Origin of the sequence: Alteromonas sp. CH_MED4-4 (assembly GCF_037029575.1) — a bacterium.
GTDB lineage: Bacteria > Pseudomonadota > Gammaproteobacteria > Enterobacterales > Alteromonadaceae > Alteromonas > Alteromonas macleodii.
The window spans coordinates 77,629-93,060 of sequence record NZ_JAYMEU010000005.1; the positions used below are offsets into that span (position 1 = coordinate 77,629).

Here is a 15,432-nt window from a genome sequence, read left to right on the forward strand (position 1 = left end):
GGCGAGATCAGGCGCTAGAGTGCGGCTACAAAGTCCTTTGCTGCGCTAATATCTAACAACTGCTTTTCACCAGTACGTCTATTCTTATACTCAACCTGTTGATTATCTAGGTTTCTTTCACCAATAACAATGCTGTGAGGTATGCCAATTAATTCCATATCATTGAACATGACACCCGGACGCTCTTTTCTGTCGTCAAACAACACTTCTACGCCAAGGGCAACAAGCTCTTCATAAAGCGCTTCCGCTGCTTCTTTAATACGATGAGACTTGTGCATATTCATTGGTATTAATGCAATTTTAAACGGTGCAATAGGATCTGGCCACTTTATGCCAAATTTATCGTGGTTTTGCTCGATAGCTGCCGCAACAATTCGAGATACGCCTATACCGTAACAACCCATAGTTAAGGTTTGGTGCTTACCTGATTCGCTTAGTACGCCGCAGTTCATGGCCTCTGAATACTTGCTGCCAAGCTGGAAGATATGGCCCACTTCGATGCCGCGTTTAATATCTAGCGTGCCTTTCCCGTCAGGAGATGCATCGCCTTCTACAACGTTGCGAATATCAACGCCAGTAATATCTTCAGACCAGTTTACGTTAATATTTATCTTACCGCCTGCGCCTGCGCCTGTAGTGAAGTCAGCAAGGGCAGCTGCACTGGCGTCAATAAAAGCGGGTACAGGCAGGTTGGTTGCATCAGCAAACAATGGTGAAACGCCAAGAATATCTTTTGCTTGTTCAAATGATGCTTCAACAAGCGGGCTTGCAACGCCGTCTAACTTCTCTGCTTTTACATCATTAAGCTCATGATCAGCACGAAGTACAAGGGCTACCCATTTGTCAGAAACTACTTCTTCGCCTTTACTGTCTACTTCATTAGCGGCTTTCACTACTACGACTTTGACCGCGTTTGTCACTTCGGCTTCTACGCTTTTTAAGATGGCATTGAAATCTTTGCCTTTGGCATCTTTAGTCTCAACTGCAGCGCCCGATGCGACAGCTTTTTCAGGCGCAACAGCTTCAGCCATTTCAACATTGGCTGCGTAATCACTGTCGCTTGAGAAAGCGATATCGTCTTCACCTGATGCGGCAAGTACGTGGAATTCGTGAGAGTGATTACCACCAATAGAGCCAGAGTCGGCAATGACTGCTCTGAAGTCTAAGCCCATACGCGAGAATATATTGCAGTAAGCGTCGTACATTTTTTGATACGTTTCTTCTAAACAGCTGTCTTCTAAGTGGAAGCTGTACGCATCTTTCATGGTAAATTCACGACCACGCATAATGCCGAAACGGGGGCGCACTTCGTCGCGGAATTTAGTCTGAATCTGGTATAGATTGAGCGGAAGCTGCTTATAGCTGCTAATTTCATTACGCACAAGCGCGGTAATAACTTCTTCGTGCGTTGGACCTAATACGAAATCTCGCTGGTGGCGGTCTTTAATACGAAGTAACTCTGGGCCGTACTCTTCCCATCGTCCAGATTCTTCCCACAAATCTGCGGGCTGAACAACGGGCATTAGCACTTCAATCGCGCCTGCTTTGTTCATTTCTTCACGAACAATATTGGCTACTTTATTAAGTACACGAAGACCAGATGGCAACCATGTGTATAGACCCGAGGCAAGCTTTCTGATCATACCAGCTCTTAGCATAAGCTGGTGGCTGATAACCTCTGCATCTGCAGGTGTTTCTTTCTGCGTGGCAAGCAAATATTGACTAGTGCGCATGTAAAGCAGGTATCCTGTTATAAATGTATTTATGACGGTTAGTGTGATGCTCTTTCGCAAACGGCAATTCGCAAAACAAAACATTGCGAAATGCTTGAACCGAGATAAGGTGTCACACGTTTGGGCGTATTCTAATTAACTGTGAGCTATTTCGCCACAGACTGTTAACACTAATAGTGTAATTATCCTAAATGAACCAGTTCGGTCACCTTAACGGCGGCATCTCTTATTTCAAACCCTACATCAATATCGTATAGCGTCACGCGGTAGGTTTTCTCATCATTTTCAATATGCTGTTTATAGGCTGGGCGAGGGTCTTGGGACAGTACCGCAGTCACCAAGGCAGAAAAACCACGGTGCTTTTTCTCTATTTCAGCAAGCGTGGGCTGGATTGTATCGGCGAATGATACGTCGCGATTGGGTATGGGGTTAATGTCATCAAGATTATCGCTGGCGCTAGGAACACTATCAGCGTACGCGATATAGGGCTTGATATCGACAAGTGGTGTGCCGTCGACTAAATCTACCCCTTCAACCACTAACTGTGTCTGTCCATTACTGCTAACCACACCTTTGTTTTTCACCACAGACATGCCAATCCCATTAGGTCGGTGGGTACTGCGACTTGCCAATACGCCCATAGTTGCATTACCACCTAGACGAGGGGCTTTTACCGTATTTTTCCAACCGCGTTCAATGTTTTGGTGAAAGATAAAAAGCAGCCACAGGTGACTGTAATTCTCTATCCCTTTAAGCAAATTGATATCGTTAAAGCCTTCTTCGAAGGTAATAATACCTTCGGCGTTAGCCAAGTTGGGCTGCCTTGGAATAGCAAACTTTTGCTTGAAAGGCGTAGCGACGGTCGCTATAGCCTCGAGAGAAAATGAATTGTGGGTATTCACGTTTTAGCCCTAACGAAGTCAAAATGTGTAACGTTGTCATATTACTCACATAATTTGCAGGTAAAGTGACGTTTCAAGTGAAAGCTTGAGCCAAATAAACATCCTGCTTGTTATAAGGAGCTGCTTATTTGGGTTCCCTGGAGTAATCCAATACTTTAGGCCTGCTCGCATCACGAGCTTATTCTCTTTTTAGTGCGTGTTTTTTACATTGTACAAAAAAGGTAAGCTTCCCGTGTTTTATCGAGCGGGCTTATCTTTTTTAAGCGTGTCTAACACGCCCTCAAAATAAGGGCACCCAAGCGTCCGTGCTTTTGCAATGTTATGGCTGAATATCTTTTCGGCATCTTCTTCTTTCTTCATGTAGCGTGTGATATCAGCTTCACGAATCAAATGCAAAAGCGGGTAGGGTGAACGATTGGTATAGTTTTCAGCATCGTCTACGTCGCTACCGTCGAATACATAATTGGGGTGGAAGCTGGCAAGTTGGTAAGTGCCGCTGTATCCCCAGTCGTGCAGCATATTATCGCTAATAGCCAATACATCGAGATATTCGTTGAAATCAGCAAGGGTTGAATGCGTGAGTGCAATTAGTGTTGTAGCGGTGGTGTCGTTATCTTCTAAATGCCGCAACTCATCGTATAGCGATTGAACGACATTTCCCGCATCGCCCTCAATTACCACACACCGAATTTGATGAGGTGTTCTTACATAGCGCGCAAAGGGACAAAAGTTGTGTTTTATCACAATGTCGTCAACCCATTTAAGCGTTGCATCAATTACGTGCTGTTCCCATAAAGGAGATGTTGGTTCTGCCATAAAAGGTGTAGGTCAGTTTGAGTCTGTGTTCAACGTGAGGGGAGTATAAAACAAAAAGGCAGAAATTTAATTTCTGCCTAACATTTTGGTTGAACTATTTGTGCTTTAAGAATGATATTTTACGTAAGCTTCCAACGTATTCTCTATCAAACTGGCTACTGTCATCGGCCCAACTCCGCCTGGAACGGGGGTTATCCAGCCTGCGCGCTCTTTCGCTTTTTCGAAATCAACATCGCCAACAAGTGAACCATCATTAACGCGATTAATACCTACATCAATGACAATCGCGCCCTGCTTTACCCAGTCACCAGGAATAAAGTTCGGTTTACCTACTGCGACTACCAGTAGGTCTGCACGTTGAACGTGACTTTTCAGGTCTTGAGTAAACTTGTGACAGGTAGTAACGGTGCAGCCTGCTAAAAGCAGTTCCAGGCTCATAGGGCGCCCCACAATGTTCGACGCACCTACAATGACTGCGTCCAAGCCTTTTACAGGGCGCTTGGTTGACTCTATCATGGTCATGATGCCTTTTGGCGTGCAGGGACGTAGTGCAGGAATACGCTGTGCAAGGCGGCCAATATTGTATGGATGAAATCCGTCGACATCTTTATGAGGGTGAATACGTTCAAGTACCTTTTCTGCATTTAACCCTGCAGGTAAAGGAAGCTGTACCAGAATTCCGTCGATCTCTTTATCTTCGTTTAGCTCGTCCACTAAATATAGCAAGGTCTCTTCTGTGGTATCAGAAGGAAGGTCGAAAGAGCGAGAAACGAACCCCACTTCTTCGCACGCTTTACGTTTATTGGAAACATAAACTTGAGAAGCTGCATCACTGCCAACAAGGACAACGGCTAGGCCTGGTTGTCTTTTACCTGCTTGCGTAAGCGATTCAACATAGGAGGTTACGTGTTGGCGAACTTGTTTGGCAATTAGTTTGCCGTCAATAAGATGGGCGGTCATAGTCTTGTACGATTCTTATATGGTTGGGTGGTCAACAAGTGCCCTATATTGTTTCATAAAATAGGACTAATACTCTAGTAGTTATTGCTCTGCAATTATTCGCCACAAATGTTCAACGTAAACAACCGTTAATGGAAAGCCTGATGCTTACCCTTAAAAGAAGCGCAAACCTAGGCTAAAAATAGGTAAATACAAGGGTAATTGTTCAAAAAAACGTGAGAATGGATGCTTTGTGAGCGGTTGATGATTTTATTTAAAAAAGTGTTTGACGAGGTGGGGGGATGTCAGTAATATTCGCACCCCGTAACGGCACAGAGGCTAACGCTTCAAGGTCGGTACGACAGTCGGTGAGTGGCGCAGCTTGGTAGCGCACTTGTTTTGGGTACAAGGGGTCGCAGGTTCAAATCCTGTCTCACCGACCACTTTTTGCAGCGAAGATTCGCCAAGCGCCCGTAGCTCAGCTGGATAGAGCAACGGCCTTCTAAGCCGTGGGTCGCAGGTTCGAATCCTGCCGGGCGCGCCATGCGAGTCAGGTAGGTCCTGATAGCAAGGCTGAATTTTCGTATTTACACTGCTAAAATAAAGCGTGTAAGTTGCAAACACACCCTATGGTGGGCGTAGCTCAGTTGGTAGAGCCCCGGATTGTGATTCCGGTTGTCGTGGGTTCAAGTCCCATCGTCCACCCCACTTTTTTGCGGAAGTGGTGGAATTGGTAGACACGCTGGATTTAGGTTCCAGTGCTTCACGGCGTGAGAGTTCAAGTCTCTCCTTCCGCACCATATTTTCAAGCTTTATCAAAAGCTTAATGTAAGCATTCCAGTCGGTGAGTGGCGCAGCTTGGTAGCGCACTTGTTTTGGGTACAAGGGGTCGCAGGTTCAAATCCTGTCTCACCGACCATTTATGCTTTCTTCGATTCAGTAAATACTTCTAGCCAAGAGTGATAAATCATCTGTGGGCTAGGGTATGAGTCGACTTTAACTACCGAGTAGCTATGTAAGATCCTGACAGCTCGGTAGGCGCTTATGTGTTTATCAATTCACACATAAGACTGAACAGGATTACTGTGGTGGGCGTAGCTCAGTTGGTAGAGCCCCGGATTGTGATTCCGGTTGTCGTGGGTTCAAGTCCCATCGTCCACCCCACTTTTTCGCGGAAGTGGTGGAATTGGTAGACACGCTGGATTTAGGTTCCAGTGCTTCACGGCGTGAGAGTTCAAGTCTCTCCTTCCGCACCATATTTAAAGCTCTCGCAGGGCTTTTCAAAAAGATATATCTGTCGGTGAGTGGCGCAGCTTGGTAGCGCACTTGTTTTGGGTACAAGGGGTCGCAGGTTCAAATCCTGTCTCACCGACCATTATCTTTCTCTCCTCTTTATTCATTGCTCAATAAATTCGCATAGATTCCGTCTTTTTCGCTATTTAGGCTATTAGTTTCGCTATTTGGTCAAAATGCGTTCAAATGGTTGTTACAAACTTGTGTTTGCCTCTCGACTCTTGTGGTATGCGGCTGTATACTACCGCGTCTTTTTTTAACCAGTACGTTTGTTTCAGGTTGGCTTTTTGACACAATTTCGTGTCCTAACTTTGATTTTATAAACGTCGAATAACGACCTCTACCCCGGAGTGATATGCAACTCTTGCATGACGGGAGAGGGGATTGAGAACAAAACGCCTGTAAAGGCGTATAGTTGAGGTAACATAATGCAAGTTTCAGTCGAGACGACCCAGGGTTTAGAACGCCGTCTTACTATCACCGTTCCAGCTGACACGGTTGATTCAGCAGTTAAGTCACGTCTACAGCAATTGGCGAAAACACAACGCATCAACGGCTTCCGTCCAGGTAAAGTTCCTGTAAACGTAATCAAAAAGCGTTTCGGCCAAGCTGTTCGCCAAGAAGTTGCTGGCGATGTTATGCAGCAAAACTTCTACCAAGCAGTGATTCAAGAAAAAATTCAGCCTGCTGGTATGCCGAAGTTTGAACTGACTAAAGACGAAGACGGTCAGGACCTAGAATTCACAGCATCTTTCGAAGTTTACCCAGAAGTAGAAGTGAAAGGTGTTAGCGATATCGAAATCGAAAAGCCAGTAGTAGAAATTACTGACGAAGATCTAGATAACATGATGGAAACACTTCAGAAGCAGCACGCAACTTGGAAAGAAGTTAAGCGTAAAGCGAAGAAAGACGACAAAGTTATCATCGACTTCGTTGGTTCTATCGACGGTGAAGAGTTTGAAGGTGGTAAAGCAGAAGACTTCGCTCTTGAGCTAGGTAAAGATCGCATGATCCCTGGTTTCGAAAAGCCACTTGTTGGCGCGAAAGCGGGTGAAGAAGTGACTATCGAAGTAACTTTCCCTGAAGACTACCACGCAGAAAACCTAAAAGGTAAAGATGCAGTTTTCCAAACTACCGTTAAGAAAGTAGAAGGCCTAAACCTTCCAAAAGTTGACGAAGAGTTTGCTAAACTATTCGGTGTTGAAGAAGGCGGTGTTGACGCACTTAAAGCAGAAGTTCGTAAGAACATGCAGCGTGAACTAAACCAGACGCTAAAAGCGCAAGTTAAAGAAGACGTTATTGCTAAGCTAGTTGAAGCTAACGAGATTGATATTCCTCAAGCGCTTATCGATCAAGAAGTGAATGCACTTCGCGAGCAAGCTAAGCAACGTTTCAGCCAGCAAGGCGGTGGTCAGAACCTTCCAGACCTACCAGCTGAATTGTTTACTGACAACGCTAAACGTCGCGTATCTATTGGTCTTCTTCTAGGTGAAGTGATCAAGCAGAACGAACTTAAAGCAGACGAAGCTAAAGTTAACGAGATGATCGAAACTGCTGCTTCAGCGTATGAAGATCCGCAAGAAGTTGTTGATTACTACAACAACAACCAAGAGCTTATGCAACAAATGCAGAACGTTGCACTAGAAGAACAAGCTATTGAGTGGGTTCTTGAGCAAGCAAAAGTTACCGAAGTAACTAAAGCTTTTGACGAGGTTATGAACAAACAGGCGTAATTTTTTACTGTCTGATTGACATTACTTGTCAGCAACTGCTTAAATGCTCGGAGCCTTCCGAGCATTTTTGTTTTTAACGCTAGATAATCAAGGTAGCTATGACTAATACCCCGTTTGACCCAATGAATGCACTTGTTCCTATGGTTGTTGAGCAAACCTCTAAAGGTGAGCGCTCATACGACATTTATTCTCGCCTATTGAAAGAAAACGTAATTTTCTTGGTAGGACAAGTTGAAGATCACATGGCCAACCTCATCGTTGCTCAAATGTTGTTCTTAGAAGCTGAAAACCCAGAGAAAGATATTTTCTTATACATTAACTCACCAGGCGGTTCGGTAACTGCTGGCATGGCAATTTACGATACGATGAAGTTTATCAAGCCAGACGTGAGTACAGTATGTATGGGCCAAGCTGCAAGCATGGGCGCATTTCTACTATCTGCAGGAGCAAAAGGTAAGCGCTACTGTCTACCTAACTCGCGCGTAATGATTCACCAACCGCTTGGTGGCTTCCAAGGTCAGGCATCTGATTTTGAAATACACGCGAAAGAGATTCTGTCTATTAAAGAGAAATTGAATCGCCTTATGGCGGACCATACTGGTCAAGACTATGAAAAAGTCGCGCGTGACACAGACCGTGATAACTTCTTGAGTGCAACTGAGGCAAAAGAATATGGCCTTGTTGACCAAGTTTTAGCAAATCGATCTGACGTAGCCGCAACTAAGTAGTATAGTTATAGTAGACCTGAGCCAGTGCATAGCACGTTTTGGTTTTCGGCTCAGGCAAGGCAGAGGCAAAAGTAATGAGTGATAAGCAAAGCGGTGACGGTGATAATAAGCTACTGTACTGTTCGTTTTGTGGCAAAAGCCAACACGAAGTAAGAAAGTTAATAGCAGGCCCGTCGGTATTCATTTGCGACGAGTGTGTTGAGTTATGTAACGATATCATTCGCGAAGAAATTAAGGAAATCGCGCCTAAGCAAAAGCAGGACGCTTTACCTAAACCAAGTGAAATTCATGCTCACCTAGACGATTACGTTATCGGGCAAGAACATGCAAAGAAGGTATTATCAGTAGCGGTATATAACCACTACAAGCGCTTGCGCAATGGCGACGTTCACGAAGGCGTAGAACTTGGCAAAAGTAATATTTTGCTAATAGGACCTACCGGTAGTGGTAAAACGCTGCTAGCGGAAACCCTAGCGCGCCTGCTTGATGTTCCGTTCACCATGGCTGACGCAACCACGCTAACTGAAGCTGGCTACGTGGGCGAAGACGTTGAGAACATCATCCAGAAGTTACTGCAGAAGTGCGACTACGACGTAGAGAAAGCGCAGCGCGGAATTGTTTACATCGATGAAATTGATAAGATTTCTCGTAAGTCAGACAACCCATCTATCACTCGTGACGTTTCGGGTGAAGGTGTACAGCAGGCGCTTCTAAAGCTGATTGAGGGTACGGTTGCGTCTGTTCCTCCGCAAGGTGGACGTAAGCACCCACAGCAGGAATTCCTGCAGGTTGATACCTCAAAGATATTGTTCATCTGTGGTGGTGCGTTTGCTGGTCTTGATAAAGTTATTGAGCAACGCGCACAAAAAGACACGGGTATTGGATTTGGTGCTACGGTTAAGTCGAAAGACAACAGCAAACAAATCAGTGAACTGTTTAAGCAAGTTGAGCCTGAAGACTTAGTGAAATATGGGTTGATTCCAGAGTTCATTGGACGTCTACCGGTAGTAACAAGCCTTGAAGAGTTGAATGAAGAAGCACTAATTCAAATTCTACGCGAGCCTAAGAATGCAATCACCAAGCAATATGGTGCATTGTTCTCGATGGAAGATGTAGAGCTAGAGTTCCGTGACGATGCACTTAATGCTATTGCTAAAAAGGCAATGGATCGTAAGACAGGCGCACGTGGTCTTCGCTCAATCGTTGAAGCGGTTTTGCTTGATACTATGTACGACCTTCCTTCAATGGAAGACGTGAGCAAAGTTGTTATTGATGAAACCGTTATTCGCGGTGAATCAAAACCTATCTTGATTTACGACAGCAACGAAAAGAAAGCCGCCTCTGAATAGATGCTGGTTTTGTGAAAAAAGGCCCTTTAGGGCCTTTTTTTGTTTTTAACAGCCAAGGTTTCAGATCTCGCTGTCTAATCTGATCTACGTTTAACCAAAGGGTATACCTTGAAAGTGGGTGATATTTGAGCGGTTAAAACAAATCTCGCTATCCTTTCTACTAGATTTTTGAGTTTAGTATTGCCATTCGAGGCAAAATCGATAATGGTTATACTAAGGTCAACAGGCCCTAGAGCAGGGAAGGTAAGGTTAAGGAATTAACGCACTTTAATAAGTTTCGATTGAACTTTGCTCTTGCATCCCCATATAAAAATGACATTTCAAACTAATTGAGAACAAGTATGACAGTTGAGCGTGAAAATCGCATTGAAATTCCTGTGCTTGCCTTGCGGGACGTGGTTGTTTACCCGCATATGGTCATACCCCTATTTGTTGGGCGTGAGAAATCAATTCGTTGTCTAGAAGCGGCAATGGATAATGACAAACAAATTTTTCTAGTAGCACAAAAAGACGCTGGCGTAGATGAGCCTGAAGCGGACGACATCTATACCGTCGGTACTATTGCTACTATCCTACAACTTCTAAAGCTACCCGACGGTACGGTTAAAGTGCTGGTAGAAGGTAGTGTACGCGGTGAAATTGAAAGCTATAAGCAATCAGAGCCGTTCTTTGTTGCTAATGTAGACAAACTAACTGATGAAGAGATTGATGAGAGCGAACAAGAAGTGCTTATTCGCTCTGCGGTTTCTCAGTTTGAAGGCTATGTAAAGCTAAACAAAAAAATTCCACCAGAAGTACTGACATCACTAAATGGCATTGAAGATGCGCCTCGTTTAGCCGACACCATGGCTGCACATATGCCTCTTAAGCTTACTGAAAAGCAAAAAGTGTTAGAGATGCAGGGCGTCAATGAGCGTCTTGAATATCTGATGGCGCTGATGGAAGGCGAAATTGATTTGCTGCAGGTCGAAAAGAAAATTCGTACCCGCGTTAAAAAGCAAATGGAAAAGAGCCAGCGCGAGTACTACTTGAATGAGCAGATGAAGGCTATTCAGAAAGAGTTGGGTGAACTGGATGACGCACCTGACGAATTTGAAGCGTTATCTAAAAAGATAGCCGACGCTAAAATGCCTAAAGAAGCGGAAGATAAAGCGAAAGCTGAACTTCAAAAGCTTAAGATGATGTCACCAATGTCTGCAGAAGCTACCGTGCTTCGAAGCTACATTGAATGGTTGACTAACGTGCCGTGGAACAAGCGCTCGCCGGTTAAGAAAGATCTTTCCCGCGCAGAAGGTGTGCTTAACGAAGACCACTACGGCCTTGAGAAAGTGAAAGAGCGCATTCTTGAGTATTTAGCCGTTCAGCAGCGTGTTAAGAAGCTAAAAGGCCCAATTCTGTGTCTTGTTGGTCCTCCAGGTGTAGGTAAAACTTCATTAGGCCAGTCGATAGCTAAAGCGACAGGTCGCAAATATGTGCGTATGGCACTAGGTGGCGTACGTGACGAAGCTGAAATCCGTGGTCACCGTCGTACTTACATTGGTTCATTGCCAGGTAAGCTAGTTCAAAAAATGGCGAAAGTAGGGGTTAAAAACCCGCTCTTCTTACTTGATGAAATCGATAAGATGTCATCAGATATGCGAGGCGACCCTGCGTCAGCGCTGCTTGAAGTACTAGATCCAGAGCAAAACAATAGCTTCAGTGATCATTATCTGGAAGTCGACTACGACCTGTCAGACGTTATGTTCGTAGCCACCTCTAACAGTATGAATATTCCAGGTCCATTACTTGACCGTATGGAAGTGATTCGTCTATCTGGCTACACAGAAGATGAAAAACTCAACATTGCAAAGAACCATTTAATTGGTAAGCAAATGGAACGCAATGGGCTTAAAGCGAAGGAGTTGGAAATTACCGATTCTGCCGTTATCGGTATGATTCGATACTATACCCGTGAAGCCGGGGTTCGTAGCTTAGAGCGCGAAGTGTCGAAAGTATGCCGTAAAGCGGTGAAAGATATTTTGCTTAAGAAAAGCAAAGACAAAGTAGTAGTAACACAGGATAACCTTAAGGACTATCTTGGCGTTCAACGCTTTGACTACGGTAAAGCGGACAAAGACAATCAAATTGGCCAAGTTACAGGACTTGCTTGGACGCAGGTAGGTGGTGACTTACTGACCATTGAAACAACGTCGGTTCCGGGCAAAGGCAAAATGACATCAACGGGTTCGTTAGGTGATGTCATGCAAGAGTCTATTAAGGCTGCTATGACGGTGGTAAGAAGTCGTGCAGAAAAGCTTCGCATAAACGATGACTTCTACGAGAAACGTGATATTCACGTGCACGTACCTGAAGGTGCTACGCCGAAAGATGGCCCTAGCGCAGGTATTGCTATGTGCACTGCACTTGTCTCGTCACTTACGGGTAACCCTGTGAAGTGCGATGTAGCCATGACCGGTGAAATCACCCTACGTGGTGAGGTGCTTGCTATTGGTGGACTTAAAGAAAAACTATTAGCTGCGCATCGAGGCGGTATTAAAACTGTCGTTATTCCAAAAGATAACGAGCGTGATTTGGAAGAAATTCCAGACAACGTGAAGAAAGATTTATCAATCCATCCGGTTAAGTGGATTGATGAAGTTCTTGATATTGCACTGCAGGAACCTGTAGAAAGCGTCAAGGTGGTTAAAAAATAACTTAATCGACGGGCTACAATCCTTTGTTTTTAAAGGCGTGTAGCCGTTTTTTTGCTATAAAATTGCAATAATTGAACAAAAAATGCGCATTGAGCGAAAGAAAACCTGATTTTTTTAAAATTAGGGCTTTCAAGTCGCAAAAGTTGTGTTACCTTTAAGTGGTATTCGCTTGAAGCCTTGCCACAAAAGGGATTGCAGCGATTCATTAATAAAGTTAATTATTTGTGACTGAAGCTTGATGTTAACAATCAAGCTTGCTATAACGTTCAAGCAAAATCGTTTTGGACAAACAGTATAATAACAATCGAAGGGGATCATAATTGTGAACAAGTCTCAACTTATCGACCAAATCGCTGCTGGTGCAGACATTTCTAAAGCAGCTGCTGGCCGCGCTCTTGACGCATTCACTGACTCAGTAACTGCGGCGCTTAAAGACGGCGACCAAGTTGCACTAGTAGGCTTTGGTACTTTCTCAGTTCGCGAACGTTCAGCTCGCAGTGGCCGCAACCCACAAACTGGTGAGACTATTCAGATTTCAGCAGCGAAAGTTCCATCTTTCAAAGCTGGTAAAGCACTGAAAGACGCTTGTAACTAAGCACAAAAATTATAGAAAAAGGCGATGGCTAGTCCATCGCCTTTTTTATTTCTAAAACAAAGAATTCAATATTGGGGTCAGAGTAATGACTCTGACCCCAATATTTTAAGAGTAGAAATAACCCTACGAGGCTTGATGAGTTTTATACATGTCCTCGCAACGTTCGAACTTAACGAAAGACAGTACAAATAGTGTGTTTTGGTCGTTTATATTCGGCAGCATTGGGTTATAATCAGCGCTTATTTTATCTCGCACTCACGGATTTGTGATGGTTTGAGGTAACTGTAGTAAGCAACGGAGTTGAAGAACAATCATGCTAGAAAGAATCAGAGAAGGTTCTCAAGGCCCATGGGCGATGGCGATTATCGCGCTTATCGTTTTAAGTTTCGTATTCGCAGGTGTAGGTAGCTACCTAACATCATCAGGTACTACTGCAGTAGCTACTGTTAATGGCGAAGAAATTTCGGCACAAGAACTAGAGCGTGCATATCAGAATCAGCGTGCACAAATGGAGTCACAATACGGCGAAAGCATCGCACAGCTTTTCTCTAGTGAGCAATACCTCGCAGATTTCAGAAGAAATGTACTGGACAGACTTATTGCTGAAAAATTAATTCAGCAACAAGCGACGGACATGGGATTGCGCGTAAGTGATAAACAAATTCGCGAAACCATAACACAAATGCCTGAATTCCAGTTTGGAGGTCAGTTCGATAACGAACGTTTCCAAGCCATTCTTCGTCAAAACGGTTTTCAAGTAGCCGATTTCCGCGATTATCTGCGCGTTCAAATGACACAAAACCAGTTGGCTGCAGCGCTAACGAATTCTTCATTTGCGTTGGACGGTGAAGTACAGCAAGCGAATGCGCTACAGCGCCAAACTCGTGATGCGAAATACGTGCTAGTGAGCTCTGATGAGTTTGCCGGCTCAATCGAAGTGACAGATGCGGATGTTGAAGCTTTTTATAATAACAACATCGCCTCTTTCGATACTGACGAGCAGGTTAAACTTGCTTACGTTAAGTTAAGTGTCGATGACTTGAAAGATCGCGTTTCGGTTGATGAAGAAGCGGTTCGCACGTACTACGAAAATAACCTGGGAAGCTACGGCAAAGAAGAAGAGCGCCGTGTTTCTCATATTCTTATCGAAGCGGGCGATGATGCCGATGCAGCGAAAGCAAAAGCAGAATCATTAAAAGCAGAACTCGACAACGGTGCAGACTTTGCGGCTCTTGCAGAAGCAAACTCTGATGACACATTCTCTGCCGAAAACGGTGGTGACTTAGACTTCATTACACCAGAAATGATGGACCCAGCGTTTGATGAAGCAGCTTTTGCTTTACAAAATGTTGGCGATGTATCCGACGTAGTTGAAACCGAGTTTGGTTTTCACATCATCAAGTTAACAGACTTAAAAGAAGCACAAGTTAAATCTTTCGATGAAGTAGCGGGTGAGATTCGCGATACGCTTCTTTATGACGCGGCTATGGAAAAGTACTTTGAGCTTCAAAATACGTTAGCTGAAATTGCGTTTGAAGTACCTGATACGCTAGAAGATGCAGCGAACGCGGTTGATTTGCCTGTGCAAGAGTCAGTGGTATTTAGTCGCAACACCGCACCTGCTGATCTAAGCTTCCCTGGTTTACTGGACGTTGCTTTCTCTTCTGAACTTATTGATGAAGGGCTTAATAGCGATATTATAGAACTAGACGACGAAACCGTTGTTGTTGCGCGTGTTATTGAGCATCAGCCTCAGCGTACTCAATCTCTTGAAGAAGTACGCGAAGGCATCGAAGCCTCTGTTAAGGCTGAAAAGTCAAAAGAAGCTGCAGAAGCTTGGGCGTTTGATATCGCACAAAAAGTGCGTGCTGGAGAAAGCGTTGAAAGCGAGCTAGCTGAAAAGTCTGTGTCTTGGGAGACAGCAGCTGCTGTTCCGAGAGCGGGCGGTACACTTGCACGTGCACTCGTTGACACGCTTTTCTCTCTTGCCCTTGAAGGCGAAGATAAAGTTGATGTTGCAACAACGGTAAACGGTGACGTTGCTGTTGTTATGCTTGAAAACGTTAACGCAGCACCAGAGCTTGAGAATGAGTTGGGTGAAAGCCTGAAGCAGCGCCTTGCTCAGGTACAAGGCCAGCGCGTTTATCAACAATATATTGATGCGCTTCGCGCAAATGCAGAAGTGACTATCTCACAGACGCTATAAGCACTGCTGCGTAAAAGCTGTCGCTGCGACTAGCAGTGACACCGGTAATTACTAAAAAGCCAGCCTCTTTCATAGATGCTGGCTTTTTTTATACAACACAGTGATTGGGTGTTTGTTTGAAGTGCGTTAGTTCGTTAAGAACAGCATCAGTGTATAAAATGCCGCAATAACACCAGATAACACGAATATGTACAGAAACCCTTGCTTGCCTTGCTCCAGAGTGTATTTGTTGGCTTGTAAATAGCCAAACCAGAGTAGTGACAAAATAAGGGGTATTAAAACAATGATTTTTAACACAGTAATGCCTTTCTTTAAGTTATGTTCTAGTTATAACAACGCGCGTTGATTTAGACAAATCTTAACGAGCCAGTCCTAGTCGCCAACTCACCCATTGTCGCCTTCCTTGTTATCACCCTTTATTATTTTTAGCTTCAGGTTACTTTGT

The 15,432-nt window shown here is 44.3% G+C and carries 10 protein-coding genes and 8 tRNA genes; 14 read left to right on the plus strand and 4 right to left on the minus strand.

Features of this window, described 5'->3' with window-relative positions; all coding sequences use genetic code 11:
- Window positions 1–14: 14 nt before the first annotated feature.
- The 4 genes from WA381_RS05285 to folD form a co-directional block, all read right to left on the minus strand.
- On the minus strand, window positions 15–1,733 hold the full coding sequence (locus WA381_RS05285) for a proline--tRNA ligase (protein ID WP_156086660.1): 1,719 nt from the start codon (window positions 1,731–1,733) through the stop codon (window positions 15–17).
- 182 nt (window positions 1,734–1,915) lie between these two features.
- Complete coding sequence (gene tsaA, locus WA381_RS05290; protein WP_131138152.1) at window positions 1,916–2,635, minus strand: tRNA (N6-threonylcarbamoyladenosine(37)-N6)-methyltransferase TrmO; 720 nt, start codon at window positions 2,633–2,635, stop codon at window positions 1,916–1,918.
- A 237-nt stretch (window positions 2,636–2,872) separates the two neighbouring features.
- On the minus strand, window positions 2,873–3,451 hold the full coding sequence (locus WA381_RS05295; protein WP_039231571.1) for a DUF1415 domain-containing protein: 579 nt from the start codon (window positions 3,449–3,451) through the stop codon (window positions 2,873–2,875).
- Between the two features lie 105 nt (window positions 3,452–3,556).
- Window positions 3,557–4,411, minus strand: coding sequence for a bifunctional methylenetetrahydrofolate dehydrogenase/methenyltetrahydrofolate cyclohydrolase FolD (folD, locus tag WA381_RS05300; RefSeq protein WP_156086659.1), 855 nt, complete (start codon window positions 4,409–4,411; stop codon window positions 3,557–3,559).
- A 345-nt stretch (window positions 4,412–4,756) separates the two neighbouring features.
- Here folD and WA381_RS05305 point away from each other — a divergent pair.
- The 14 genes from WA381_RS05305 (at window position 4,757) to WA381_RS05370 (ending at window position 14,987) form a co-directional block, all read left to right on the plus strand.
- Window positions 4,757–4,833: transfer RNA gene (locus tag WA381_RS05305), tRNA-Pro, on the plus strand.
- Window positions 4,834–4,857: 24 nt separating this feature from the next.
- Window positions 4,858–4,934, plus strand: a tRNA-Arg gene (locus WA381_RS05310).
- Between the two features lie 88 nt (window positions 4,935–5,022).
- Window positions 5,023–5,098: transfer RNA gene (locus WA381_RS05315), tRNA-His, on the plus strand.
- 7 nt (window positions 5,099–5,105) lie between these two features.
- Window positions 5,106–5,190: transfer RNA gene (locus tag WA381_RS05320), tRNA-Leu, on the plus strand.
- A gap of 42 nt (window positions 5,191–5,232) precedes the next feature.
- A tRNA-Pro gene (locus WA381_RS05325) sits at window positions 5,233–5,309 on the plus strand.
- Window positions 5,310–5,478: 169 nt separating this feature from the next.
- Window positions 5,479–5,554 (plus strand) — tRNA-His (locus WA381_RS05330).
- A 7-nt stretch (window positions 5,555–5,561) separates the two neighbouring features.
- A tRNA-Leu gene (locus WA381_RS05335) sits at window positions 5,562–5,646 on the plus strand.
- A gap of 42 nt (window positions 5,647–5,688) precedes the next feature.
- A tRNA-Pro gene (locus WA381_RS05340) sits at window positions 5,689–5,765 on the plus strand.
- 346 nt (window positions 5,766–6,111) lie between these two features.
- Window positions 6,112–7,416 (plus strand): trigger factor, encoded by a 1,305-nt coding sequence (gene tig, locus WA381_RS05345; RefSeq protein WP_014950148.1) that lies wholly within the window; start codon window positions 6,112–6,114, stop codon window positions 7,414–7,416.
- A gap of 98 nt (window positions 7,417–7,514) precedes the next feature.
- Window positions 7,515–8,144, plus strand: coding sequence for an ATP-dependent Clp endopeptidase proteolytic subunit ClpP (gene clpP, locus WA381_RS05350; protein ID WP_014950147.1), 630 nt, complete (start codon window positions 7,515–7,517; stop codon window positions 8,142–8,144).
- 74 nt (window positions 8,145–8,218) lie between these two features.
- Entirely contained in the window at window positions 8,219–9,493 is a 1,275-nt protein-coding gene (gene clpX / locus WA381_RS05355; protein WP_014950146.1) for an ATP-dependent protease ATP-binding subunit ClpX, read from the plus strand.
- A gap of 341 nt (window positions 9,494–9,834) precedes the next feature.
- Window positions 9,835–12,186, plus strand: a complete 2,352-nt coding sequence (gene lon / locus WA381_RS05360) for an endopeptidase La (protein ID WP_039228334.1) — start codon at window positions 9,835–9,837, stop codon at window positions 12,184–12,186.
- A 322-nt stretch (window positions 12,187–12,508) separates the two neighbouring features.
- Window positions 12,509–12,781 carry a nucleoid-associated protein HU-beta gene (gene hupB / locus WA381_RS05365; RefSeq protein WP_012518978.1) on the plus strand — a complete coding sequence of 91 codons (273 nt, stop codon included), beginning with the start codon at window positions 12,509–12,511 and terminating at the stop codon, window positions 12,779–12,781.
- A 313-nt stretch (window positions 12,782–13,094) separates the two neighbouring features.
- A complete protein-coding gene (locus tag WA381_RS05370) occupies window positions 13,095–14,987 on the plus strand; it encodes a SurA N-terminal domain-containing protein (protein WP_049586561.1) in 1,893 nt (630 codons plus the stop codon).
- Window positions 14,988–15,432: the final 445 nt, after the last annotated feature.

Excerpts from the sequence above, each read along its gene's own strand:
- WA381_RS05285 (WP_156086660.1), bottom strand. The coding sequence starts at position 1,733 with ATGCGCACTAGTCAATATTTGCTTGCCACGCAGAAAGAAACACCTGCA.
- WA381_RS05295 (WP_039231571.1), bottom strand. The coding sequence starts at position 3,451 with ATGGCAGAACCAACATCTCCTTTATGGGAACAGCACGTAATTGATGCA.
- folD (WP_156086659.1), bottom strand. The coding sequence starts at position 4,411 with ATGACCGCCCATCTTATTGACGGCAAACTAATTGCCAAACAAGTTCGC.
- tig (WP_014950148.1), top strand. The coding sequence starts at position 6,112 with ATGCAAGTTTCAGTCGAGACGACCCAGGGTTTAGAACGCCGTCTTACT.
- clpP (WP_014950147.1), top strand. The coding sequence starts at position 7,515 with ATGACTAATACCCCGTTTGACCCAATGAATGCACTTGTTCCTATGGTT.
- clpX (WP_014950146.1), top strand. The coding sequence starts at position 8,219 with ATGAGTGATAAGCAAAGCGGTGACGGTGATAATAAGCTACTGTACTGT.
- lon (WP_039228334.1), top strand. The coding sequence starts at position 9,835 with ATGACAGTTGAGCGTGAAAATCGCATTGAAATTCCTGTGCTTGCCTTG.
- WA381_RS05370 (WP_049586561.1), top strand. The coding sequence starts at position 13,095 with ATGCTAGAAAGAATCAGAGAAGGTTCTCAAGGCCCATGGGCGATGGCG.